The sequence below is a fragment of the Arsenicibacter rosenii genome, from assembly GCF_001870735.1.
GTDB lineage: Bacteria > Bacteroidota > Bacteroidia > Cytophagales > Spirosomataceae > Arsenicibacter > Arsenicibacter rosenii.
Genome location: NZ_MORL01000014.1, coordinates 88,598 through 112,139 on the forward strand (window position 1 = coordinate 88,598; position 23,542 = coordinate 112,139).

Here is a 23,542-nt window from a genome sequence, read left to right on the forward strand (position 1 = left end):
TTAATATTTCTCGATCAGTTTACGTTGCATAAACCATTCGGGGTGATCTAATTCGGTAAAGCCAAACTGCGCATACAGCGTATGGGCGTCGCGCGTGGCCAGTACCCACCGGCGCAGGCCCTGAAGGGTCGGCCAGCCGGAAATGGTTTCCATCAGGTACTTCGATAGCCCTTTACCACGGTGTTCGGCCACGATGAATACATCAGATAGATAGGCAAATGTAGCTTCGTCCGTAATCACGCGGGCATAGCCAACCTGCTCTTCGCCGTGATACACGCCGAAACACAGTGCGCCTTGAATAGCGCGTTCGACAATGTCCATCGGGATATTTTGCGCCCAATATGAATCCTGGCTCAGAAACCGGTGAATCAGGGTGCGGTTCAGCCGCGACTTATCGGTGCTGATTGTATACGCGTTTTCCATTGTCCGGCAGCTCAGGGGTTAGAAAACTGCATCAGTTGTTTCAGCGTCACGCGGCCCTCGTAAATTGCTTTACCGACAATGACACCAAAGAGGTTCATTTCGGCCAGTTTTTCGATATCGTCCATGTTGCTGACACCACCGCTGGCAATGATGTGGAGGGCTTCGCCCCGCTCCTGCAAATTCTTGTACAGGTCGAATGACGGCCCCTGCAATAACCCGTCCTTGGCAACATCGGTACTGATCACGTAACGGGCACCTTTTTCCATCCACTGCTCCACAAAGTCGTAAACCCAGACTTCGGTTGCTTCTTCCCAGCCGCTGACGGCGATTTTTTCGTTGCGGGCATCGGCACCCAGAATGATGGCTTCGGCGCCGTATTCTTTCAGCCACTGTTCAAACAAGTCGGGCTTTTTAACGGCGATACTGCCGCCGGTGACCTGTTTCGCCCCGCTGTTAAACACAATCCGCAGGTCGTCGTCAGACTGAACACCGCCGCCGAAATCAATGTGAAGCTTTGTTTTTGTCGCAATGGTTTCGAGCACCTTCCAGTTGATTACCCGCTTTTCTTTTGCCCCGTCAAGGTCGACCAGGTGCAGTCGGGTCAGACCGGCATCTTCAAACTGTTGAGCCACTTCGAGCGGGCGGGCATTGTATTCTTTTTTCTGGTTGTAGTCGCCCTGCGTCAGCCGGACGGCTTTGCCTTCGATCAGGTCGATAGCCGGAATAATGTACATAATCGGTAGGCCGGAACGGGGTTCCGGACAAGGTTATAATGTCAGGAAGTTCTCTAAAATACGTTGACCAACGTTGCCGCTGATTTCGGCGTGAAACTGGGCGGCGTAAAAATTATCTTTCTGGAGCATGGCGCTGAATGGCCGGCCATAGTCGCAGGTGGCCACCGTGTAATCGCAGACGTCAGCGCAGTAGCTGTGCACGAAATACATAAACGCGTTTTCGGGCAGGCCTTTCGTAAGCGGCCCTTTCAGGTCATTGATGTTGTTCCAGCCGACATGCGGTACTTTCAGCCCAAGGTCGCCCGGAAAGCGGCGGATATCCACATCGAACACTCCCATACAGGTTGTATCGTTTTCTTCCGAATACCGGCAGAGCAGCTGCATGCCGATGCATGTACCGAGCACGGGCTGTTTCAGGGACGGGATGAGCTTATCCAGGCCCCTTGCCCGTAAATATGCCATGGCCGTACTGGCCTCCCCGACGCCGGGAAAGATGACTTTATCCGCCGAGCGGATTTCGGCCTCATCGTCGGTGAGCAGGTAGCTGGCCCCGATCCGGTCGAGGGCATACATCACCGACTGCACATTGCCCGCATTGTACTTAATGATAACGGTTTTCATGAAAAAGCAAACGCCCGACTCTTCGGCAGAATCGGGCGTCGTGTTATATCGTGTCGTGTTCGTAGTTACATCTTCGGTTAACGACAAAAACAATCCGTCCTGCCTGCATTAGTATGCGACATGACGATGATGACGGATTTTTTTGCTGATAAACATAGAACAAAAGTATAGATAACGAATTAAAAAGCCAAATTACCACCTGGTCACCAGCTCGTTGAACTGGCTCAGCAGCCAGGCTGATTTCGGGCCGGGCTTGCTGTCGGCTATCGTCAGGTCACCCACTTGAACAATCGGTAGCACCTTCTTGGTCGAGCTGGTCGTAAAGGCCTCGTCGGCATCATATAATTCCGACAGCAGTACGGGGCGCTCTTCAACCTCAAAATCAGTACGGGCCAGCTGGATAACCGTCCGGCGGGTAATACCCCGCAGGATATGGCGGTCGGGTGTGATGAGCTTTTCGCCTTTAACAATAAAGAAGTTACTACGACTCAGCTCACTGATCTCACCGTCTTTGCAGAAAAGTACATCCTGTGCACCGGCCGCCCGAATTTCATCGGCCAGTAAAATCAGCCGCTTGTAATCGGTGCTTTTTACTTCGGCCATTTCGCGGACATACTCATCCAGAATCACCCGGATACCATCCGCATATTGCTGCGGGGCCGTCGGATGAATGTCTTCCGACATAATCAGCAGGTTCGGTTTCCGGATGGTGATGCTGTCGGGAGCATAGCCGCCGGTCATCACAAACCGGAGCGCTACATCGGGCTGACCACTGCGTTCGATCAGGTCCATAACAATCTGATAGCCTTCTTCCTTTGTAATGGGCAAAGGCAGATGCATGCACATGGCAGAATTGGCAAAGCGTTCCCAGTACCAGTCCCATTGAAACGGCCGGCCGTTATAGGTCAGAAAATAGTCGAATAAGCCGTAGCCGCGCAGCAGGCTCAGATCGGTTACCCCAACACCAATTTGATCGGCGGGGAGCACCGTGCCATTGAAATAACCAAAATGTGTCATTACTCAGATCGTCAGGTTGTCTGGCACAAAGATAATGCCTTGAGCGAAGAGACAGGCGGGATTCTGAGCGAACTATTCGTGAGGTGTCGGGAAAAAGAGGGTAAATGTAGTCCCCTGGCCCGGTATACTGTCGACGGCGATGGTACCGCCGTGGTTTTCGACAACCCGCTTACAAATGGCCAGACCGATACCGGTTCCTTTATACTGGCTTGCCGAATTGAGCCGCTGAAACATTTTAAAGATCTGGTCTTTATACTGGCTTTCGAAGCCAATGCCGTTGTCAGCTACCTGAATGGTGTGGCCGTCGGGGGCGGTCCTGACCGTTATCCGGATGACGGGGAAGTTGTCGGTTGCCTGAAACTTAAGGGCGTTCGACAGCAGGTTCTGAAAAAGTTGCTGAAGCTGAAAACGGCTGCCCCGCAAATCTGGTAGGGGTTCAATGAGTAACTGTGCCTTTTTTTCCTGGATGCTCTCGTCCAGGTCGTTTAGTACAGTAGTCAGAACGTCGTTCAGGCTGACAAGGTCAAAGGGTTGCCGGGCGTTATTGACCTGTGAATAGGTAAGCAGGTCTCTGATGAGTGTCTGCATCCGGCCGGTTGCTGCCTGCATGCGGTCAATCAAATCTTTGCCGGAATCGTTCAGCAAGTCGGCTTGCTGCGCTTTCAGCAGGTCGCCGAATGCCTGAATTTTGCGGAGTGGTTCCTGCAGGTCGTGCGAGGCAATGTAGGCAAACGACTCCAGTTCCTGATTGATTTGCCTGAGTTCGGCATTGGCAGCCGTCAACTGAATTGACTGCTGCCGATACCGTTCCTCACTTTCCCGGAGGGCTTGTTCGGCCCGCCGGCGCTCCGTCAGATCACGGGTGACTTTGGCGAAGCCGACGTGCCGGTTTTGCTGATCGAACAGGGCCGTGATGACTACATTGGCCCAGAATCGTGTACCATCCTTACGAAGCCGCCACCCTTCTTCTTCATACTTTCCGGTCCGGACCGCATGTTCCAGTTCAAAGGGTGGTTTACCGGCATCAAGGTCTTCCGGAGTATAAAAAACGGAAAAGTGCTTTCCCAGAATTTCTGCTTCTTCGTAGCCTTTGATACGGCGTGCGCCTTCATTCCAGCTTGAAATATGCCCTGTCGGATCCAGCATAAAAATGCCGTAATCCTTCACACTGGCAATTAACAGATGAAAATCGACGTCGTTCATAACCATGGTACAGCCCGGCTAACCGAGTTTTTTGTATTTGATGCGTTTCGGGGTTGCGTCCGAACCAAGCCGTTTCCGGCGGTTTTCTTCGTATTCCGAGAAGTTGCCTTCAAACCAGTATACCTGCGAATCGCCCTCGAAGGCCAGAATATGCGTGGCAATCCGGTCGAGGAACCAACGGTCGTGAGAGATAACTACCGCACAACCGGCAAAGTTTTCCAGACCTTCTTCAAGGGCCCGCAACGTGTTTACGTCGAGGTCGTTGGTCGGTTCATCAAGCAGCAGCAGGTTAGCGCCTTCTTTCAGGGTCATGGCCAGGTGTACCCGGTTGCGTTCTCCGCCTGACAGGGTTCCGATTTTCTTCTCCTGGTCGGCACCGGCAAAGTTGAAGCGGCTGACATACGCACGGGCATTGGCTTGTTTACCGCCGAGCATAATCCAGTCGTTGCCGCCCGATATGGTCTCATACACCGATTTTGCCGAATCGAGGTTATCGTGGCTTTGATCAACGTAGGCCCACTGCACGGTTTCTCCAACGTCGAATGTACCCGAATCCGGCTTTTCCTGGCCGGTAATGAGGCGGAATAACGTTGTTTTACCCGCACCGTTGGGTCCGATGATGCCCACAATACCACCCTGCGGCAGCGCAAACTCAAGGTTTTCAAACAGAATCCGGTCGCCGAAGGCTTTCGACACGCCATGGGCTTCGATGACTTTGGTACCCAGGCGCGGCCCGGCCGGAATAAAGATTTCGAGCTTTTCTTCTTTCTGACGCGTTTCTTCGCTCATCAGTTTTTCGTAGGCACCCAGACGGGCTTTCGATTTAGCCTGACGCGCTTTCGGGGCCATCCGGACCCACTCCAGCTCGCGCTGTAAGGTTTTCTGGCGTTTCGATTCCGATTTCTCCTCTTTTGCCAGCCGGTTTTGTTTCTGCTCCAGCCATGAAGAGTAATTACCTTTCCACGGGATACCTTCGCCCCGGTCGAGTTCCAGAATCCAGCCGGCAACGTTATCGAGGAAATAACGGTCGTGGGTAACGGCGATAACGGTTCCTTTATATTGACGCAGGTGTTCTTCCAGCCACAATACCGATTCGGCATCGAGGTGGTTGGTCGGTTCGTCGAGCAGCAGCACGTCGGGCTCCTGCAACAGCAGGCGGCACAGGGCTACGCGGCGTTTTTCACCACCGGAAAGGTTTGCGATCAGGGCATCCGACGGCGGGGTACGCAGGGCGTCCATCGCGCGTTCGAGCCGTGTGTCAAGCTCCCACGCATTGTAGTGGTCCAGTTTTTCCTGTACCTCCGACTGGCGGGCAATCAGTTTGTCGAAATCAGCATCCGGGTCGCCGAAAGCTTCGTTGATCTGATCGAATTCTTTTAAAAGGTCAACAATTTGCTGTACCCCTTCTTCAACGACCTCCTTTACGGTTTTGGCCGGATCGAGCTGGGGCTCTTGTTCCAGTAAACCAACAGAGTATCCGGGAGAGAAAACTACTTCTCCGTTGTAGTTCTTGTCGACACCGGCGATAATGCGGAGCAAGGTGGACTTTCCGGAGCCATTCAGGCCCAAAACGCCAATTTTTGCGCCGTAAAAGAAGGAAAGGTATATATTCTTTAGGATTTGTCGGTTGGGCGGAATAATTTTACTGACACCCGCCATCGAAAATATAATGGTTTCTTGGCTCATTATTTGTATGTAATTTTGTGGTGGCAAATATCTATAAATAAACCCAATGCTCAGCCTTAACTGAGGTTAAATAATGGAAACCGCTTCATTGGTAGACGAATACGGTTACGTCAAAGACGGAAAGGTATTTTTAAAGGGCTACCTCGACTATCCAGACCGCCAGATTGGCGAAGTGAAACGAACAGAGCAGGAAGCGCTCGATTACTTTAAGAACCGCTTCATTATTGCTCAAAACAAGGTTAACCAATTAGAACAGGAGATCGAAGAGGCTCAGAACAAAGGCTCTTACCTGACTAAGTTGGTGCAACTTCGGAAAAAGCTGATTGGCTTTGACGCCATCGGTGACTTTGTGCCGCTGCTCGAGCGGCTCGATGCGCAGGAGACGTATCTGACGGAACTCATCCGGACAAATCAGCTCAAGAATCTTGAGATCAAGCGGGCGTTGCTGGGCGAAACTGAACCCCTGGCAGCCAGCGACGACTGGAAAGATACGGCTGATAAGTTGCAGGACATCAAGCAGAAATGGATCAAAACCGGCCCGGTCGACAAAGAACTGGATGCTGAGGTAGAAGGTCGTTTCCAGGAGTTGCTCGATAACTTCTTCCAGCGTCGCCGCGAGTTCTTCAACGAGCAGAACAAGATTATTCAGGAACGTCTGGATCAGTATGACCATCTGATCCGGCTGGCTTTCCGGGCAAACCGGAATCCGGATGTCGATGCTGCCTACCGTGAGGTCCGGCAACTGCAGAATGCGTGGAAGCTGATTGGTGAGGTGCCGATTAAAAAAAGCGGTAAACTGTACAAACAGTTTAAAAAAGCGACAACGCTGGTATATACCCGCTACAATGATGCCAAAGGCATCGTTATCCAGAAACGGGTTGATCCGCGGATCGAAGCACAGACACGCATGGTGGAAGAAGCCGAGCGTCTTGCAAAATCAAGCGATATATTTGCTGCTGCAGAACGGGCAAAAGTCTTACTTAACAGCTGGAAAGAAATCAAAATTCCGCCTAAAAATCAGGATCGTCAGTTAAACGAGCGGTTCCGGTCGGCGTGTGATAAGATTTTTGAGCTGAGTTATTTAGGGCGTGTACTGTCACGGAAGTATCCTGCCTTCTCCCTGAAAAGTGTTGCAGAACAGCTTCGGACAAAAATCCGTGAAATGGAGTACCTCGTTCGCCGTGAAAAAAGTGACCTGCAATTTGCCTTACAGGATGCCGAACATCTTGACCCGAATAAGCTTGAAGACAAGCAGATTCTGAACAAGATAAATACGCAGAAACGTAAAATTGCAATGAAAGAAACCATCCTGATAGAGTTTCAGAAAGAATTAACAGATATGGGCTATTAATTAGCCGGTTTTTATTGGTCAGGCGGCTGTTTCTCCGGAAAAGCCGCCTGTCTTTATTTACGCTAGATCATCATTTAGACATGACAATCCGCGAATCACAGGACGTTGTAGATAACTGGATAAAAACAGTCGGTGTCCGCTATTTTAACGAGCTGACGAATATGGCTATTCTGACCGAAGAAGTCGGAGAATTAGCCCGGATTATGGCCCGCCGCTATGGGGAGCAATCCGAAAAGGAATCGGATAAAAACCGCGATCTGGGCGACGAAATGGCCGATGTGTTATGGGTGCTGATCTGTCTGGCCAATCAAACCGGGGTGGATTTAACAGAAGCGTTTTCGAAAAACCTGGACAAGAAAAACATCCGGGATAAAACCCGCCATCTGGATAACCCTAAATTACAATAAGTATAGTATTCTCAGCTGGTTAGCAATCAGGGTATGCAGGGCTCAGGAGTAATAAACTAACATCAGAAAAAAAGTAGTCAAACAATTCAGGTATAGCCTTGTTAATGGCGTTAAAAATAGTTTGATTGCATCATGCAAGATTTTTTGAAAAAAGAACTTGGATATGTAATTTTTTTTACTTTTGCAGCCTTATAAATTTAGAGACTAAACGAACAATTACTATGTACTGGACTCTTGAACTAGCATCGTACTTGGAAGACGCACCGTGGCCGGCAACAAAAGACGAGCTGATCGATTATTCTATCCGCTCAGGTGCCCCACTCGAAGTTGTTGAAAACCTGCAGGAACTCGAAGACGACGGACAACCTTACGAAAGCATTGAAGAGATTTGGCCTGATTATCCGACGAAAGACGACTTCTTCTTCAACGAAGATGAGTACTGATCTGGTCTCAGGTAGTATGAAAGGCATAGTCTAACCGGCTATGCCTTTTCTTTTGTCCGTAACCAAACGCCTGCCTGCCCGGCCAGTAATTGAATGGTTTGGGTAAAGGCCTGTACTGCCTGCTGGGTTTGTTCCGCTGACCAATTCAGAAAATGCCCCATTATTTCGCCGGTCGGCCGACTGGCTGCCAGCGCGGCCTCCCAGTCGACAAGGCCCAGCCGGATCCGGCGCATGAGCACATCGTCCATCGTTTGTGCCATTTCTTCAGTCAGGGCGTAAATCACTTCCGCTCGTATAAACGGATGCCCTTCAACGAGCAGTTGCCCATAACTGGCCTGTTCACGAGCCAGTCCGGCAATTTTTGCTGCGTTGGTGCCGTACGTAAAGAGCAGGTGCTCAACCGTATCAGCCGGCAAATGGGAAAATGCCTTACGGAATTCGCTCTGAAAGCTGCCGGTAAAACCATCCCCGCCCGCAACCGCCAGTGTTTCGGTGTTACTTTTTACCGTATGCCCTGACAACTGGCAACACCGGTCAATGGTCTCTTCTGCCATAAGGCGGTAGGTTGTCCATTTGCCACCCATAATACTCACCAGCCCTGATGTCTGATCTACTTCTACTTCGTGATCCCGGACCACGCTCCGGCTTTCCGTGGCGGCATTGTCATGATCGGGCTGGAGTAATGGGCGCAGACCGGCAAAACCTCCGGTAATCTGGCTTGTCGACAGCGGATTGGCCAGATATTGGTTAACGTGTTCAGTCAGATAGGCGGCTTCTTCCGGCACCAGATGTGGTACATCGTTGGGGTGGGCTTCGGTATCCGTTGTACCAATCAGATAATGACCACGCCAGGGAATGGCAAACAGCACACGTCCGTCAGATGTAGAAGGTACCAGTAAAGCAGCCTGTGCTTTGCCAACGGCTGCCATAGGCATTACCACGTGCGAGCCTTTACTGGCTCGCATGCGCTGGCTTTTTCCGGGGCTGGCATCCTGCCGCATCTGATCGGCAAGGGTGCCGGTAGCATTCACAAACACCGTTGCCCGGATGGTAAACGTTTCCCCGGTCAAGGTATCCTCTACCTCGATAGCGGTCAGTTTGCCGGTTTCATTTTTCCGGAAATGAACGGCTTTCAGGTAATTGGCAACGGCAGCGCCTTTCTGTGCGGCTGTCTGCACAAGGGCAAGGTTCAGGCGTGTATCGTCGAACTGACCATCGTAGTATAATACAGCACTATGAAGCTTATCCGGATTAAACGCCGGGAAATGAGCAAGGGCTTCTTTTTTCGACAGCCACTGGCTGGGCTTTAACTGACGGTTACCGGCCAGCAGATCATATAGTTTGAGGCCGACGGAGTAATACATACCATCGAACCAGCTTTTGCAGGGAGTCAGCAGTGCCAGCGGATGAGCCAGATGCGGGGCAATTTTCAGCAGCGTCATGCGCTCGTGAAGGGCCTTCCGCACCAGGGATAACTGTTTGGGGTCTAATTTTTTAAAAGCCTGTTCCAGATAGCGGACTCCGCCATGGACAAGCTTTGTCGAGGTGCCCGAGGTTACCGAACAAAAATCACCCTGATCAATCAGGGCCGTTTTCAGGCCGCGGGAGGCAGCATCGAGTGCACAGCCTGCACCCGTTGCCCCGGCACCGATTATACAAATGTCGAAAGATTCAGAACGAAGACGGTTAAGGTGCTTTACGCGGTTCATCAGGATAAGGATTGGTCGGTCTTTGCCGTTTTCACCGGCACATCATATTGCTTGGGTGCATATAAAAAACCGAACGCCTGAGCGCCTTCTTTGGTATGCACTTTATGATGAATGTAATGTGCCCGGATAATCCGCTTCATATACCGGCTTTGGAATTTGTGCTTGAATTTAACGCGTTGATGAACAATAACGTCATGAAAAACAAAATAGAAGGCCCCATAGAGTGTCACACCGGCCCCTATCCAGGTCAGGTAATTCAGCGAAGCTACTTCAATACCAACCACAATTAAGGTAATGGCAACGGCACTGAAAACGACCGCAAATAAGTCATTCCACTCAAAAAAACCTTTGTGGTGGTTATGATGATCCTGGTGCCAGCTCCAGAGCCAGCCATGCATGATGTACTTATGTGTAAACCAGGCGACACCTTCCATGAACAGAAATGTACCAATAACGAGGGCAACGTTTAGCAGCATTTTTGTGTTATTATTGTATAAAAGTACAACGATTTGGGTTGATACTGATTCGGGCAGCCGAGAAATAGCAGACACCGACATCCTGATAACTAATTGTGTTACGGAAAAGTTAGCGAATGCTCTTTTTTCTGGTTTTATGCCTTGACAATTACGTCGTACAACCTTTATTTGGCTATAGCGTTAATAGGCTGTAGCTTATTGATCATTAATCAGTGCTCACACTATTTTGTAAGCCATCTATGGACTACCGGGCACTCAAGGATTTGGTTAGACACGGGGAAGGCAGCCAGTTGGAGTTTAAACTCAAATCCAACCACCCCGAAAAAATTATTCGCGAAATGGTCGCCTTTGCCAATACCGAAGGTGGTATTTTGCTGATTGGCGTAGGAGATGATAAGTCGGTGCAGGGCCTTAAATACGCCGATGAAGACGAATACCTGCTTGTGCGGGCGCTCGAAAAGTTTTGCTTTCCTGCCATCTCATATACTCTGGAGCGGATCAGTATTCCGGGCGAACGGGAGGTCCTGATGTTTCGGGTGCCGCGAAGCCCGTCACGCCCTCACTACATCGTGCCTGACCCTCAGAAACCGGAAGAAAAAAAAGCGTATGTGCGTGTCGCTGACAAATCAGTGCAGGCCAGCAAAGAGGTACGCGAAATCCTGAAAGGGGAGCGGGATGCGCGCAACATCCGGTTCAGCTACGGCGATAAGGAGCGCATGTTGATGAAACATCTGGGGGAGCACGACCGGATAACGGTGGACCTGTTTGCTTCCGTTGCCGGTATTTCACGAAAGATTGCTTCCCGGACTCTGGTCCTGCTGGTGTTGGCCAACGTGCTTGAGGTGCACCCCAATGAAGTAATGGACTACTTCACGAGCCGGGCGGCGTAACCATTTCGTTCCGGGTTACGGCGATCAGAGGTACTGGACACCGTAACCCGGAACATTTATTTCTTTTCTGTTTTGCCTTCTGCCACGGCCGTAGTCTGCGTAAACTCAGCGATGCGGGCTTCGGTGAGGCCGCCGATAAACTCAACACCCGGCATTGCCTGTCTGGCTTCGGCCAGCCCTTTTTCGGTTATGCCGGTTTGCCAGATGTAAACGGTACGCAGGCTTTTAATGCCTGCCAGCTGTTTCAGGCCGGCATCGGTGATTTTGGTGCCGTAAAGGTTCAGGTACTCCAGATAAGGTAATGCCGTCAATTGTTTCAGACCAGCATCCGTTACGGCCGTTTGCTCCAAATGTAATTTTTGCAGGTTTTTCAGTTGGGCTACCTGCGCAAGGGCGGCATCGGTGATTTTGGTGTCTCCCAGTTTCAGCCAGACAATCTGCCCGGCCGCTTTCGTCAGTCTGGCTGCCTGCTGGTCACTGAAATTCCGGTTATTGACGGCGCTGACTTCCAGCTGATTCTGCTCTTTCGACAAGGGCATCACCAGTAAACCCTGCGTCTTCAGCTCGTTCAGGGCTGAGGCATCGGCCGGTGCCAGTTTCATGCTCAGCACCGGCGATTCCGGAAGCGATGGCTTAGCGGCCGGATTGGCTGACGGGCTGCCTCCCGAACCCAGTGACGCTAAAGCGGGCTTAACGGCATCTGTTACGGTCAGGTCCGCAACCTTTTTGTCAAACGGGGCGCCCTGGTCGATCCACCAGGTCAGAATGGCTACCTGGCTGTCGGTGAGCTGGGTTTTGCCTTTGGGCGGCATGTGGTGATCATCTTCCAAAGGCAGCAGACACCGTTTTACCAGCTCGCTTTCTCCCCCTTTACCAGCAACGAAAACAGGACCATCTTCTCCGCCTTTCCGCACCATATCAGGGGTATCCAGCCGGAGATCACCTTTTGACTTTTCGGGGTTATGGCACTGAACACAGCGGCTTTTCAGAATCGGATTCACAATCTGATCGTAAACGAGTGCCTGGTTGACATCGGCAATCGGTTTAATCGCTACCTCCTGCTCGCGTGGCGGAATCCCCGCCAGCGTACGGATTGGCTCCGGCGTATATTGCGTCAGATAGTCGGAACCATGGGTTAAGGACCCGCCAAGGTGACCTGCCGACATAAGCAGCCCAATCCCCGCCAGCAGAGAAAGACTATAAACGAGTGAGCCAAATGGTATTTTTTCGCCGAAACGACTGGATTTGGCCAGCCACGCCAGCCACGCGAAAACGGCGACGCCGATGCCCTGCCACTGATGTGCTGACAGCGTGTCGGCCTCATATCCGCCACCCAGCGACAGCATGTAGCCGAAGACGCAGGCAAAGGTAGCACTGATGGCCGACCAGAACAGAATACCGGCAATGCCGCTATCAGAAATATTGACGTTGCCCAGCCGGCGACCGATTTCCAGAATACCGGCAATCAGTAAAAAGCCAATCGGCAGGTGAACAATCAGCGGGTGAAAGTGACCAAAGAAAAGTACCCAGTCAGAAACCTGAGGGGTAGTTGATGCCTGTAATAAAAGCATAGCAATTGAGTAAAATAAGAGTTATCCCGCCTGGATCCGCAATTATCCGACGCGCTCTAACTTGATCGGATACGTTTTTCGGGAAGCCCACTGAGCTACATACAGGCTCTCGTCGCCGTCCACCAGCACATCATGCGGATGCAGAAAGGCAGAGAAGGTCCGGTCTTTGCGCTGTTCCTGTAACTGTCCGTTCTGGTAGACCGGTTCTGTGCCGCCGGGCGTCGAAATTACCTTATCGTTTTTATCGAAAATCTGTACATACCCTGAGTCCGGATAGGCGTCAGACGTACTCCGGAAGGCCGCTGCAAATATATAGTCGCCGTGCAGAACCGGCCGGCAGATATAGGTCCCCGGTACCGCAATGGTAGACAGGTACTTACCGTCGAGCGTAAATCGCTTCAGGCAGTTATGCCGGCGGTCGGTAATCAGCAAGGTCGGGTTCGTTTTGTTGCGCGTATCTACGACAATGCCGTGGCAGCAGTCAAACTGACCGTTCTCGGCCCCTTTTCCACCCCAGTGACGGATGTAGCGGCCTTTGGCGTCGTATTGGGTAATGTAGTTGGCCCCATATCCGTCGGCTACATAAATATCGCCGTTGACCGGGTTAACGGCGGTTTCGGTGGGTAAAAACTGGGCCGGATGGTCATAGACACCGGTTTCTTTGGGGTAGTCGATTTTAAACAGTTCCTTGCCTTTGAGGTCGGTTTTAATGACCTGATGCCGGTTCGGGTCGCAGATAAACAGGAACTGCTCACCGCCTTCGTTAGACAGTGTCAGGCCGTGTGCGCCCGGATAGGTCGTTCCCCAGGCATCCAGCAGTTTACCTGATTTGTCATAGATCAGGATGTTGTTGCGTGTTTCGTTCGTCAACAGAAAAATACGCCCTTTCGCATCCTGCACCATTTCGTGGCAGTCATTAACGGGGTTTTTACCGGCATCCAACACCCCCCAGTTCGGCACAACACGGTATTTGTGCGAATTATGACCAACGACCGTTGGTTCGGCAGTGCGGTTTTTACTGAAAAGGGTACCGGGTGCTGCGAGTGCGGCTCCAACGGCTAAGGTAGTCTGGCGGGCAAATTCCCGGCGATTAACATTCGGCAGTTTCATGACGTAGCGTATTTGTTCTAAAAGAATCAGAACCACCTCGCTTACTGCCTGACCACAGGCTAAAAAAAGCACTTGCATTACTGCAAAAATGGTACGAAATTTGTCATCCCTTTTGTATTTCCATGAAAAGTTCGCGCAACATACTGGTTCGTTGGTCAAGCCTGCTTCTGGCAAGCCTGATGTTGTTCCTGGCTGGATGGAGCCACGAACTGCCGTTGCCCGCGTCGGGAAATGCCAGAAAAGCAACAACGCAGCCGCAAACCGGGAAGAAAGCAGGCGCACCAGCCGAAGCAAAGATCCAGGCAGCTTCGTTCGAAGCCGTGGTAACGCCGGCCTCATCGTTTGACTTTACACAGGCCATTTATCTGTTACCCGCGCCGGTATTTGTCTTTTTATTGCTGGTTGCGGCTTCCCTCCTTCGCATTTTTACAATACCTTATTTCTATTTTAGTTATTTCAGGCACGTTTTCGGTCATTTCATTGCCCCCAACGCGCCCTAACGCCTTTCTCCGGAAACGCAGGTTTTCCAATCTCTCCATTTTTCTTACTACCAGTCTTTATTACCAATCGTTTACTTTTTCAATCCGTCTGAACCGTTGAGTACGGGTTCGGCCGAAAACCATTGTTATGCAAAATCGTAACGGTATTTTGATTCTGACAGGGATAATTGCGCTCCTGAGCATTTATTATCTGTCGTTTACGTTCGTTTCACGCAGCATTAAGGACGATGCAACGGCGTATGCAACGAATAAGCAGGGTGTTGTTAACCTGACAAAAAAACAACGGTATCTGGATTCGCTCTGGAAAGAACCGGTGTATCTGGGTAACACCTTGCAGGAAGTAACGGAGCGTGAGTTAGGCTTAGGTCTTGACTTACAGGGCGGTATGCACGTTGTACTGGAGGTGGCTCCTGCCGACATCCTGAAAGGAATGGCCGGTAACACCCGTGATCCGAAATTCAACCAGGCGCTGAAAGCCGCTGCTGAGGCACAGAAAACGAGCCGGTCAAGCTTCGTTGACCTGTTCATCGATGCCTACAAGGATCTGGTTCCTAACGCCCGTCTGGCCAGCCTGTTTGCAACAAGCGCCAACCGTGGTAAAATTAACTACCAGTCGACAGATACGGAAGTTCGCCGTTTGCTGAACGAAGAAGTTGAAGGCGCGATTGGCCGTGCGTTTAAGATCATTCAGGCTCGTGTGGATAAATTCGGTGTGTCGAACGCCAACATCCAGCGTCTGCCGAACTCTGGCCGCGTATTGATCGAATTACCAGGTGTGGATAACCCTGAGCGTGTTCGCCGCCTGTTAACGGGAGCTGCGAAACTGGAATTCTGCGAAGTATATCAGTTGGGTGAAATCTCAACGGGTCTGGAAGGCCTGGGTGCCTTCTTACTGGAGCAGGAAGCGGCCCGTAAAGCTGCGGCCAAAGCATCGCCGACTGCGCCGGCTTCCGGAACTGCCGGTAACCTGGCGTCTCAGCTGTCGAGCAAAGCAGATTCTGCGAAAAAAGATACAGCAGCTGCTGGCCAGGCGCTGACACAGCTGTTTGTACCGATCTCACAAAACCAGCTGGGTGTTTACCTGAAGGATACGGCCCGTGCAAACGCGACTCTGAACGATCCGCAGGTGAAGGCGATGTTTCCTGGTGACATGGTATATGCGTGGGACCGTAAGTCGTTCCCGACTACCGACAACAAGGAAATTCTGCCGATTTACTTCCTGAAAAAGGCTGGTAACGTGGCTCCGCTGGAAGGTGATGTTATCACAGATGCCGCTAACGACTACGATGACCGCGGTCAGCCGGAAGTTACCATGAGCATGAATGCCGAAGGTGCCCGCAAATGGCGTTCACTGACGGCTGCTAACGTAAACCGTCAGGTAGCGATCTTGCTGGATAACCTGGTGTATACAGCACCAAACGTACAGAATGAAATCCCTAACGGCCGTTCAAGCATCTCAGGTAGCTTTACGGTTGAAGAGACAAAAGACTTAGCCAACGTACTGAAAGCCGGTAAACTGCCTGCGCCTACAACGATTGTTGAAGAAAGCATCGTTGGGTCAACCTTGGGTTCTGAAGCGATTCAGGATGGTCTGCTTTCGTCAGTGGCCGGTTTGTTTGTCATCCTGGCGTTTGTGATTTTCTATTACAACCGTGCCGGTGTGATTGCTGATGCCGCTCTGTTAGTGAACACGTTCTTCCTGTTAGGCGTAATGGCAGCGGTACCGGGTACGGTACTGACAATGCCGGGTATTGCCGGTATGGTACTGTCAATCGGTATGGCGGTCGATGCCAACGTACTGATCTTCGAACGGATTAAAGAAGAACTTGCGCTCGGAAAAGGCTTTAAAGTAGCGGTCGCCGATGGTTTCAAAAACGCGTACTCGTCGATCTTCGACTCGAACATCACTACCTTACTGACTGGTTTCATCCTGTTGTTGTTCGGTACTGGTCTGATCCGTGGTTTCGCCGTAACGCTGGTGATTGGTATCTTCACATCGCTTTTCGCCGCTATTCTGATTACCCGTCTGATTCTGGAAGCCTATACAAAAGACGGCAAGACGGTTAGCTTCTCAGCACCGTGGACGAAGAACCTGTTCAAGGATTCTGACTTCGACTTCGTATCGCGCCGGAAACTGTATTACACCATTTCATCGGTGATCATCGGTCTGGGTATTATTTCGGTTATTTTCAAAGGCTTCGGTCTGGGTGTAGACTTCAAAGGTGGTCGTTCATACGTGGTTCGTTTTGAGCAGCCGATCGGTACGGAAGATGTCCGCAGTGCCCTGACAGATGCGCTGGGTGGCGATGCTCCGGAAGTAAAAACATATGGTGGTACAGGCGTTAACTCGAACCAGATGAAGGTTACGACTGACTACATGATTGATAACGACGATGCCAATGCCGATAAGCAGGTAGAGGCAGCGATGAACAAAGGCTTAACGAAGATCAGCGGAAACAAGGCGAAAATCGAGAGCTCGCAGAAAGTAGGTCCTACCATTGCGAAAGACCTGATTTACTCGGCCCTGTGGTCAATCCTGCTGGCGGTTGCGGTCGTATTCGTCTTCATCCTGATCCGGTTTAAGAAACTGGCCTTCGGTTACGGTGCGGTGGTTGCTCTCTTCCACGACGTATTGGTAATTCTGGCGGTATTCTCGATCTTCAATGGCTGGCTGCCGTTCTCGCTTGATGTTGACCAGGCGTTTGTCGGTGCCTTGCTGACGATCATGGGTTACTCAATGAACGATACCGTCGTTGTCTTTGACCGTGTCCGTGAATACCTGGCCGAGAACAAAGGGAAGAAGGAAAGCATGGCTGCCGTGATCAACAATGCCTTGAACAGCACCCTGAGCCGTACGGCCGTAACGGGTCTTTCGACTATGCTGGTACTGATCATCCTGTTCATCTTCGGTGGCGCCACCATCCGTGGGTTCTCGTTCGCGATGTTGATCGGGGTTATCGTTGGTACATACTCATCTCTGTTCGTGGCGACGCCAATCGTGGTTGACTCACTGACGCAGGATCAGGACAAGCCATCGACACCGGCAGCCGGTACAGGTCCTAAAGTGACACCAGACCCACTGGCGGTTGCTGAGGGCGAGCCGGCGGTGAAGGTTCCGAAACCAAAAATTCGTCCGTCACAAGCATAATTTGTGCGTGAGAGTAAATAAATAGGGTAATTAGGTTAATGAGAAGAAAGTACTGTACGATTTTACTTTCTTCTCAATCCCCTGATTGCCCTATTTATGTTTGTCCGAAATAATTACGTACCTTGTCTGGTAAAATCAATTAATAATTTCATTGACTAAGCAAAAAGCCTAACTATCTTTCCCTTATATGGAAACCCGATTGAAACCCAAAGACATGAGTGTTTGGCGGAAAAAACCGCTTGAGGCCTACGAGGCTGACATGAAAAAGAGTGAGCTGAAGCGCGTATTAACCCGTTGGGGATTAACCTCGCTGGGGATCGGTGCCGTAATCGGTGGTGGTATCTTCGTATTGACGGGGATTGCGGCTCACGATTGGGCTGGCCCGGCCCTTGCGCTGGCGTTTGTCCTTGCCGGGATTGCGTGTACGTTTGCTGCCCTTTGCTACGCCGAATTTGCTTCAATTCTGCCGGTAGAAGGGTCTGCCTATGCTTACTCCTACGGTACAGTTGGTGAGATTTTTGCCTGGTTTATTGGCTGGAACCTTATTCTGGAATACATGATGGGAGCCACCACGGTAGCGGTAAGCTGGTCGGGGTATTTTGAAAAACTGCTGCACCTGTTCCATGCCGACCTGCCGATCTGGTTGATGAATGACCCGATTACCGCGCGGGAAAAAGCCGAAAAGCTGCGGGCTGCCGGTGAGGCTGTTCCCGATTTTGCTTTCGCAATTAACCTGCCTGCGCTCCTGATCGTTTGGGTGGTAACCTATATTCTGGTAAAAGGAATTAAAGAAGCGGCCAGCACAAACAACCTGATTGTTATTGTCAAAGTGGCCACCGTTATCTTTGTTATTGTTGTTGGTGCTTTCTACATAGACACCGCCAACTGGACACCATTCATCCCTGCGCCGGTAACCGACGAGACCGGCCAGATTCACTATGGCTTTAATGGGATTGTAACGGCAGCCAGTATCGTGTTTTTTGCTTACATCGGTTTCGATGCGGTATCAACGCAGGCCGGTGAAGCCATTAACCCGAAGAAAGACGTTCCGTTTGCGATCATTGCTTCCCTGATTATCTGTACGCTGTTGTACATCCTGGTTTCACTGGTTCTGACGGGCATGGTGAAATACACAAACCTTGACCTGAAAGCACCGGTAGCGCAGGCCTTTGCCGATGCCGGTCTGACGTGGGCCGTTTACCTGATTACGATTGCCGCTATTGCCGGTCTGACATCGGTAATGCTCGTGATGATGCTGGGCCAGACGCGTATCTTCTTAGGTATGGCCAAAGATGGTCTGCTGCCTAAATTCTTCAGCGCCGTGCACCCAACGTTCAAAACGCCGTGGAAAAGCACTATCCTGGTAGGTGGTATCGTGTCGGTTGTCGCTGCGTTGACACCGATTGACAAGGTATCTGAGCTTTGTTCATCAGGAACGCTGCTTGCCTTTGCCATGATTTGCGGTGCGGTATGGTTGCTGCGCGTGCGGGAGCCGAATCTGGAGCGTCCGTACAGAACACCAGCCCTGCCGGTTGTCGCTACACTGGGTATCCTGGCAAACCTGTACCTGATGTGGAACCTGCGCGTAGATACAAAAATCGCGTTTGTGGTTTGGGGTTCACTAGGGCTGATCGTTTACTTCCTCTACGGCCGTAGACACAGCAATTTGAATAAGGACTAAAAAAAAGAGCATAATAAAGCAAACGGACGGCAGCCTTAAAACTGTCGTCCGTTTGCGTTTTAGACGGTCATGGCAGCGAGCAAATCGGCCTGTGTGATGATATGCACCTGCTCTTTTTCGTCGCGGACAAGCAGAGCCTTGTTCTCACGGTCGATCAGTGACGACAGCACATCGACGGTGTTATCAAGCCCCACAAACTTAAAGGGTTTGTCCATAACTTCTTCGACGGTCCGGTCTTTAATACTCGGGTCTTCAATCAGCTTGTTGAGAATGGTAGAGTCGGTCAGGCTACCCACAATGTGATCGTTTTCGTCGACAACCGGCAATTGCGAAATGCTGTGGCGGTTGAGAACCTGAATGGCCTGGGCGATGGTAACGCTTTTGCCAAGGGTCGTCAGCATGGAGGGCTGCTCACCGCCGCGATGCGATTTACTGTGGATGATATCACGGGCCGTCTTAAAGGTCCGGTCTTCCAGAAAGCCGTGGTCCTTCATCCAGACATCATTGTAAATTTTGGCCAGGTAGCGGGTCCCGTGGTCGGGCAGGATAATGACCATCACATCGTCGGCGGTCAGGTGATCGCGGGCCCATTCGAGCGCGCCGTGCACGGCCGAGCCGCACGACCAACCGACAAACAACCCTTCTTCGCGCGATAACCGGCGGGCCATAATCGCCGCGTCTTTATCGGTCACCTTCACGAACTGGTCGATCAGGCTGAAATCAACGTTTTGCGGCAGAATGTCTTCGCCGATGCCTTCGGTCAGATACGGATAAATCTCCCCTTCGTCGAAAACGCCGGTTTCCTTATATTTCTTGAAGACGGAGCCGTACGTATCAATCCCGACAGAAACGACATCCGGATTTTTTTCTTTCAGAAACTTAGCTGTGCCGCAGAGTGTACCGCCGGTGCCGACACCCGCGGCCAGATGGGTAATGCGCCCGTCGGTATCGCGCCAGATCTCGGGGCCTGTCGTATCGTAGTGCGCGGCAGCATTCGATAGGTTATCGTATTGATTCGGGTACAGCGAGTTGGGAATTTCGCGGTTAAGGCGTTTGGCCACAGAATAGTACGAACGCGGATCATCGGGAGAAACGTTGGTCGGGCACACGATGACCTCCGCTCCGACTGCCCGCAGGATGTCGATTTTTTCCTTCGACTGTTTGTCGGCCATGGTAAAGATGCACTTATAGCCTTTGCCGATGGCTGCCAGAGCGAGGCCCATGCCGGTATTGCCGCTCGTACCTTCGATGATGGTGCCGCCGGGTTTAATGATGCCACGGGCTTCGGCGTCTTCGATCATCCGGATGGCGATGCGGTCTTTGACTGAGTTGCCAGGGTTAAAGTACTCGACTTTAGCCAGAATCGTACCCTGAATGCCGCGGGTAACTTTATTTAGCTTGACTAACGGCGTATTGCCGATGGTGTCAACGATTGACGCATGGTAATTCATGGTTCCTGCTGGTTTTGTTGAATGAAGTGTATTCCGTTACCAACGCGCTTCAGCTTCAGCATACGGGTAACGGAGTCTGTATGGTGCAAGTGTACGGATTTTTACCTTAACTCCTGATGGTCGCCCTCAGGAGCTTACTTTATGTAAAACAACTTATCCGCCAAAACTTTTGTTGTGCCTGAGAAGCAATGGATTCGTCTATAGTTTATTTGCATAAAAAGGCAAAATTTTTGCGAACTACTTCGGACGTATACCGTAACTTTGCGAGTTGAATACTGACGCGTTGTTTTTTATGGATAAATTTTCGTATATAGCTAACTCAGAAGCTGCTTACGTCGATCAGTTGTATCAGGCGTATAAGCAGAACCCGACCTCGGTCGATGAAAGCTGGCAGAAATTTTTTGAAGGATTTGAATTTTCGCTTACCTACGGGGAAAACGCCCCGTCAGGGCTCACAAACGGAAATGGCAATGGTAAGGCTGCGGTTGCTGCTAATGGCACTGCAACAGCCTCTGGTACAGTTGATAAAGCACACGTAGAGAAAGAACTGAAAGTTCGTAACCTGATTCTTGGTTACCGCTCCCGTGGTCACCTCCTTTCGAAAACAAACCCGATCCGCGAACGGAAAGATCGTCAGCCGCTGCTTGATTTAAGCGATTTTGGCCTGACAGAAGCCGATCTGGATACTACATTTGAAGCAGCAACTCAATTACGGACCGGCATCGGCCCGTCGACGCTGCGGGTAATCCTTGATACCTTAAAGACTGTTTATACCGGTCCGATCGGCTTCGAATACATGTACATTCGGGAACCGGCCGTATTGGAGTGGTTTAAAAATAAGATTGAGAAAGAATGGCCTACCTACAAGCCATCTATCAATGAGAAAACGCGTATTCTGACAAAACTGAACGAAGCAGTCGTTTTCGAAAACTTCCTGCATACCAAATATCTTGGCCAGAAGCGTTTCTCGCTGGAAGGCGGCGAAACAACCATTGCCGCCCTTGACGCGATGATTACGCAGGCGGCGGATATGGGTGTGGAAGAAATCATGATCGGTATGGCCCACCGCGGTCGTCTGAACGTGCTGGCAAATACCCTTGGTAAAACCTACGACGCGATCTTCAACGAATTCGAAGGAAACCTGCCGGAAGAAGTATACGGTGATGGTGACGTTAAATACCACATCGGGTACTCAAGCCAGCAAACAACGCCGAACGGTAAAACCATTAACCTGAAACTGGCACCAAACCCGTCGCATCTCGAAGCCGTTAATCCGGTAGTCGAAGGCTTTGTGCGGGCCCGTGCCGACGGACATTTCGGCAGCGATTACGATAAGGTAATGCCGGTACTGATCCATGGTGATGCCGCCTTTGCCGGTCAGGGTATCGTATACGAAGTAACCCAGATGTCGAAACTGAACGGTTATCACACGGGTGGTACCTTCCATTTTGTGATCAACAACCAGGTCGGTTTTACAACAGACTGGGAAGACGCCCGTTCGTCGATTTATTGTTCGGACGTTGCCAAAATCATCGACGCGCCGGTACTACACGTAAACGGTGACGATCCTGAGGCGGTTGTTTTCTGTATGAAACTGGCCGTGGAGTTCCGTGAGCAGTTCAACCGCGATATTTTCGTCGATATGGTGTGCTACCGCCGTCACGGACACAACGAGTCAGACGAGCCTAAATTTACGCAGCCGACGTTGTATAACCTGATCGGTAAACATCAGAACCCACGCGAGCTTTACAACAAGCAGTTGATTGAGCGCGGTGAAGTGGATGCGGAACTGGCCGGTAAAATGGATGCGGAGTTTAAGGCTATGCTGCAGGATCGGCTGGATCTGGTGAAGCAGAAAGCCCTGCCATACAAGTATCCGAAAATGGAACAGGAATGGCGGAGCCTGCAACGGGCAACGCCGGCCGACTTTGACCAGTCGCCGGAAACGGGCGTTGCGCTTGAGCAGCTGGAAAAAATCGGTCAGGCACTGGTGAAAGTACCGGAAGGCTTCAAACCGCTGAAGCAGATTGAAAAGCTGCTGAAAGACCGCCAGACTATGTTGTTCGAAACGAAACAAGTTAACTGGGGAACTGCTGAACTGCTTGCGTATGGCTCGATTCTGACCGAAGGTAAGGTTGTGCGGCTAAGCGGCCAGGACGTTCAGCGGGGGACTTTCTCGCACCGTCATGCCGTTCTGCACGATGTTGAAACCAACGAATCATACAACAGCCTGAACTACATCCAGCAGGATCAGGAGAGCTTCAATGTCTATAACTCGCTGCTTTCTGAATATGGTGTATTAGGGTTTGAATTCGGTTATGCCCTGGCAAACCCGAATGCCCTGGTCATCTGGGAAGCGCAGTTCGGGGATTTCTCAAACGGCGCTCAGGTTATGATCGACCAGTTTATTTCGTGTTGTGAAACCAAGTGGAACCGCATGAATGGTCTGGTACTGTTATTGCCGCATGGTTACGAAGGACAGGGGCCTGAGCACTCAAATGCCCGCCCTGAGCGGTATCTGCAGCTGTGTGCCGAGAACAATATGATTGTCGCCAACGTAACCACACCGGCAAACCTGTTCCATATGATGCGTCGTCAGCTCACATGGACGTTCCGGAAGCCGCTGGTTGTTATGTCGCCGAAGTCATTGCTGCGCCATCCGCAGGTTGTATCGCCGCTGGAAGACCTGACTAAAGGCAGCTTCCAGGAAGTAATCGGTGATACAACAGTAGACCCGAAAAAGGTAAAACGGGTATTGCTGTGTACCGGTAAAGTGTACTACGAACTGAACGAAAAACGTACGGCCGACAAGCGCGACGACGTGGCTATCGTTCGTCTGGAACAATTGGCTCCCCTGCCGAAAAAGCAACTGGAAGCCGTGTTGGGTCAGTACAAAAAAGCCGATCTGGTGTGGGTTCAGGAAGAGCCGGAAAACATGGGCTACTGGACATACCTGATGCGTGTTGCATCCGATCTGAAACTGCGGGTAGTCTCACGCCATGCCGCAGCGTCGCCAGCAACGGGCTACTCAAAAATGCATGCCAAAGAACAAGCTGAATTAGTTAATAAAGCGTTTGAATAAATGTAAGTGAGTAATGAAAGCGGGCTGTTAACAAATGTC

At 51.1% G+C, this 23,542-nt stretch carries 19 protein-coding genes; 8 read left to right on the forward strand and 11 right to left on the reverse strand.

The genetic code is table 11. The features are described 5' to 3' along the window. The 6 genes from BLX24_RS20935 to ettA form a co-directional block, all read right to left on the reverse strand. Positions 1-423 (reverse strand): GNAT family N-acetyltransferase, encoded by a 423-nt coding sequence (locus tag BLX24_RS20935; protein WP_071505153.1) that lies wholly within the window; start codon positions 421-423, stop codon positions 1-3. An 11-nt stretch (positions 424-434) separates the two neighbouring features. Then, positions 435-1,157 carry a 1-(5-phosphoribosyl)-5-[(5-phosphoribosylamino)methylideneamino]imidazole-4-carboxamide isomerase gene (gene hisA / locus BLX24_RS20940; protein ID WP_071505154.1) on the reverse strand — a complete coding sequence of 241 codons (723 nt, stop codon included), beginning with the start codon at positions 1,155-1,157 and terminating at the stop codon, positions 435-437. 33 nt (positions 1,158-1,190) lie between these two features. Further along, entirely contained in the window at positions 1,191-1,778 is a 588-nt protein-coding gene (gene hisH / locus BLX24_RS20945; RefSeq protein ID WP_071505155.1) for an imidazole glycerol phosphate synthase subunit HisH, read from the reverse strand. 192 nt (positions 1,779-1,970) lie between these two features. Beyond that, positions 1,971-2,795, reverse strand: a complete 825-nt coding sequence (locus BLX24_RS20950) for an aminotransferase class IV (protein ID WP_071505156.1) — start codon at positions 2,793-2,795, stop codon at positions 1,971-1,973. Between the two features lie 72 nt (positions 2,796-2,867). After that, positions 2,868-4,004 carry a PAS domain-containing sensor histidine kinase gene (locus BLX24_RS20955; RefSeq protein ID WP_083422094.1) on the reverse strand — a complete coding sequence of 379 codons (1,137 nt, stop codon included), beginning with the start codon at positions 4,002-4,004 and terminating at the stop codon, positions 2,868-2,870. A gap of 12 nt (positions 4,005-4,016) precedes the next feature. After that, the gene (gene ettA / locus BLX24_RS20960; RefSeq protein WP_071505157.1) at positions 4,017-5,684 is read right to left on the reverse strand and encodes an energy-dependent translational throttle protein EttA; all 1,668 of its coding nucleotides are present in this window, start codon (positions 5,682-5,684) and stop codon (positions 4,017-4,019) included. Between the two features lie 73 nt (positions 5,685-5,757). Between ettA and BLX24_RS20965 the strand changes: the two genes are divergently transcribed. The 3 genes from BLX24_RS20965 to BLX24_RS20975 all read left to right on the forward strand — a co-directional run bounded on the left by BLX24_RS20965 (position 5,758) and on the right by BLX24_RS20975 (position 7,885). After that, positions 5,758-7,035 carry a DUF349 domain-containing protein gene (locus BLX24_RS20965; RefSeq protein ID WP_071505158.1) on the forward strand — a complete coding sequence of 426 codons (1,278 nt, stop codon included), beginning with the start codon at positions 5,758-5,760 and terminating at the stop codon, positions 7,033-7,035. 80 nt (positions 7,036-7,115) lie between these two features. Then, a complete protein-coding gene (locus BLX24_RS20970) occupies positions 7,116-7,442 on the forward strand; it encodes a nucleotide pyrophosphohydrolase (protein WP_071505159.1) in 327 nt (108 codons plus the stop codon). Positions 7,443-7,663: 221 nt separating this feature from the next. Beyond that, positions 7,664-7,885 (forward strand): DUF2795 domain-containing protein, encoded by a 222-nt coding sequence (locus BLX24_RS20975; protein ID WP_009284883.1) that lies wholly within the window; start codon positions 7,664-7,666, stop codon positions 7,883-7,885. A 38-nt stretch (positions 7,886-7,923) separates the two neighbouring features. On the opposite strand, the gene BLX24_RS20980 is transcribed toward BLX24_RS20975, so the two are convergent. Both BLX24_RS20980 and BLX24_RS20985 read right to left on the reverse strand, forming a co-directional pair. Next, positions 7,924-9,594 (reverse strand): glycerol-3-phosphate dehydrogenase/oxidase, encoded by a 1,671-nt coding sequence (locus tag BLX24_RS20980; RefSeq protein WP_071505160.1) that lies wholly within the window; start codon positions 9,592-9,594, stop codon positions 7,924-7,926. Then, a complete protein-coding gene (locus BLX24_RS20985; RefSeq protein ID WP_071505195.1) occupies positions 9,594-10,070 on the reverse strand; it encodes a sterol desaturase family protein in 477 nt (158 codons plus the stop codon). The genes BLX24_RS20980 and BLX24_RS20985 overlap by 1 nt, the downstream gene beginning before the upstream one ends. A gap of 239 nt (positions 10,071-10,309) precedes the next feature. Between BLX24_RS20985 and BLX24_RS20990 the strand changes: the two genes are divergently transcribed. Further along, positions 10,310-10,960, forward strand: a complete 651-nt coding sequence (locus BLX24_RS20990) for an AlbA family DNA-binding domain-containing protein (RefSeq protein WP_071505161.1) — start codon at positions 10,310-10,312, stop codon at positions 10,958-10,960. Between the two features lie 56 nt (positions 10,961-11,016). Here the strand turns inward: BLX24_RS20990 and BLX24_RS20995 are convergent, their stop codons facing one another. Next, positions 11,017-12,531, reverse strand: a complete 1,515-nt coding sequence (locus tag BLX24_RS20995) for a c-type cytochrome domain-containing protein (protein ID WP_071505162.1) — start codon at positions 12,529-12,531, stop codon at positions 11,017-11,019. Between the two features lie 42 nt (positions 12,532-12,573). Continuing rightward, positions 12,574-13,641, reverse strand: a complete 1,068-nt coding sequence (locus tag BLX24_RS21000) for an NHL repeat-containing protein (protein ID WP_071505196.1) — start codon at positions 13,639-13,641, stop codon at positions 12,574-12,576. Positions 13,642-13,763: 122 nt separating this feature from the next. Between BLX24_RS21000 and BLX24_RS21005 the strand changes: the two genes are divergently transcribed. From BLX24_RS21005 to BLX24_RS21015, 3 genes are all read left to right on the forward strand, one after another. Beyond that, complete coding sequence (locus tag BLX24_RS21005) at positions 13,764-14,141, forward strand: hypothetical protein (RefSeq protein ID WP_071505163.1); 378 nt, start codon at positions 13,764-13,766, stop codon at positions 14,139-14,141. A 127-nt stretch (positions 14,142-14,268) separates the two neighbouring features. Continuing rightward, positions 14,269-17,289: a protein translocase subunit SecDF gene (gene secDF / locus BLX24_RS21010; protein ID WP_083422095.1), complete on the forward strand. Its 3,021-nt coding sequence runs from the start codon at positions 14,269-14,271 to the stop codon at positions 17,287-17,289. 187 nt (positions 17,290-17,476) lie between these two features. Beyond that, positions 17,477-18,970, forward strand: a complete 1,494-nt coding sequence (locus BLX24_RS21015) for an APC family permease (RefSeq protein WP_177225885.1) — start codon at positions 17,477-17,479, stop codon at positions 18,968-18,970. A gap of 59 nt (positions 18,971-19,029) precedes the next feature. Here the strand turns inward: BLX24_RS21015 and BLX24_RS21020 are convergent, their stop codons facing one another. Further along, positions 19,030-20,421, reverse strand: a complete 1,392-nt coding sequence (locus BLX24_RS21020; protein ID WP_071505164.1) for a cystathionine beta-synthase — start codon at positions 20,419-20,421, stop codon at positions 19,030-19,032. A 292-nt stretch (positions 20,422-20,713) separates the two neighbouring features. Between BLX24_RS21020 and BLX24_RS21025 the strand changes: the two genes are divergently transcribed. After that, entirely contained in the window at positions 20,714-23,503 is a 2,790-nt protein-coding gene (locus tag BLX24_RS21025; RefSeq protein ID WP_071505165.1) for a 2-oxoglutarate dehydrogenase E1 component, read from the forward strand. Positions 23,504-23,542: the final 39 nt, after the last annotated feature.

Excerpts from the sequence above, each read along its gene's own strand:
- BLX24_RS20955 (WP_083422094.1), bottom strand. The coding sequence starts at position 4,004 with ATGGTTATGAACGACGTCGATTTTCATCTGTTAATTGCCAGTGTGAAG.
- hisA (WP_071505154.1), bottom strand. The coding sequence starts at position 1,157 with ATGTACATTATTCCGGCTATCGACCTGATCGAAGGCAAAGCCGTCCGG.
- BLX24_RS21020 (WP_071505164.1), bottom strand. The coding sequence starts at position 20,421 with ATGAATTACCATGCGTCAATCGTTGACACCATCGGCAATACGCCGTTA.
- BLX24_RS21000 (WP_071505196.1), bottom strand. The coding sequence starts at position 13,641 with ATGAAACTGCCGAATGTTAATCGCCGGGAATTTGCCCGCCAGACTACC.
- BLX24_RS20950 (WP_071505156.1), bottom strand. The coding sequence starts at position 2,795 with ATGACACATTTTGGTTATTTCAATGGCACGGTGCTCCCCGCCGATCAA.
- BLX24_RS21025 (WP_071505165.1), top strand. The coding sequence starts at position 20,714 with ATGGATAAATTTTCGTATATAGCTAACTCAGAAGCTGCTTACGTCGAT.
- hisH (WP_071505155.1), bottom strand. The coding sequence starts at position 1,778 with ATGAAAACCGTTATCATTAAGTACAATGCGGGCAATGTGCAGTCGGTG.
- BLX24_RS21005 (WP_071505163.1), top strand. The coding sequence starts at position 13,764 with ATGAAAAGTTCGCGCAACATACTGGTTCGTTGGTCAAGCCTGCTTCTG.
- BLX24_RS21015 (WP_177225885.1), top strand. The coding sequence starts at position 17,477 with ATGGAAACCCGATTGAAACCCAAAGACATGAGTGTTTGGCGGAAAAAA.
- BLX24_RS20965 (WP_071505158.1), top strand. The coding sequence starts at position 5,758 with ATGGAAACCGCTTCATTGGTAGACGAATACGGTTACGTCAAAGACGGA.
- BLX24_RS20990 (WP_071505161.1), top strand. The coding sequence starts at position 10,310 with ATGGACTACCGGGCACTCAAGGATTTGGTTAGACACGGGGAAGGCAGC.
- BLX24_RS20970 (WP_071505159.1), top strand. The coding sequence starts at position 7,116 with ATGACAATCCGCGAATCACAGGACGTTGTAGATAACTGGATAAAAACA.
- BLX24_RS20985 (WP_071505195.1), bottom strand. The coding sequence starts at position 10,070 with ATGCTGCTAAACGTTGCCCTCGTTATTGGTACATTTCTGTTCATGGAA.
- BLX24_RS20935 (WP_071505153.1), bottom strand. The coding sequence starts at position 423 with ATGGAAAACGCGTATACAATCAGCACCGATAAGTCGCGGCTGAACCGC.
- BLX24_RS20995 (WP_071505162.1), bottom strand. The coding sequence starts at position 12,531 with ATGCTTTTATTACAGGCATCAACTACCCCTCAGGTTTCTGACTGGGTA.
- BLX24_RS20975 (WP_009284883.1), top strand. The coding sequence starts at position 7,664 with ATGTACTGGACTCTTGAACTAGCATCGTACTTGGAAGACGCACCGTGG.
- ettA (WP_071505157.1), bottom strand. The coding sequence starts at position 5,684 with ATGAGCCAAGAAACCATTATATTTTCGATGGCGGGTGTCAGTAAAATT.
- secDF (WP_083422095.1), top strand. The coding sequence starts at position 14,269 with ATGCAAAATCGTAACGGTATTTTGATTCTGACAGGGATAATTGCGCTC.
- BLX24_RS20980 (WP_071505160.1), bottom strand. The coding sequence starts at position 9,594 with ATGAACCGCGTAAAGCACCTTAACCGTCTTCGTTCTGAATCTTTCGAC.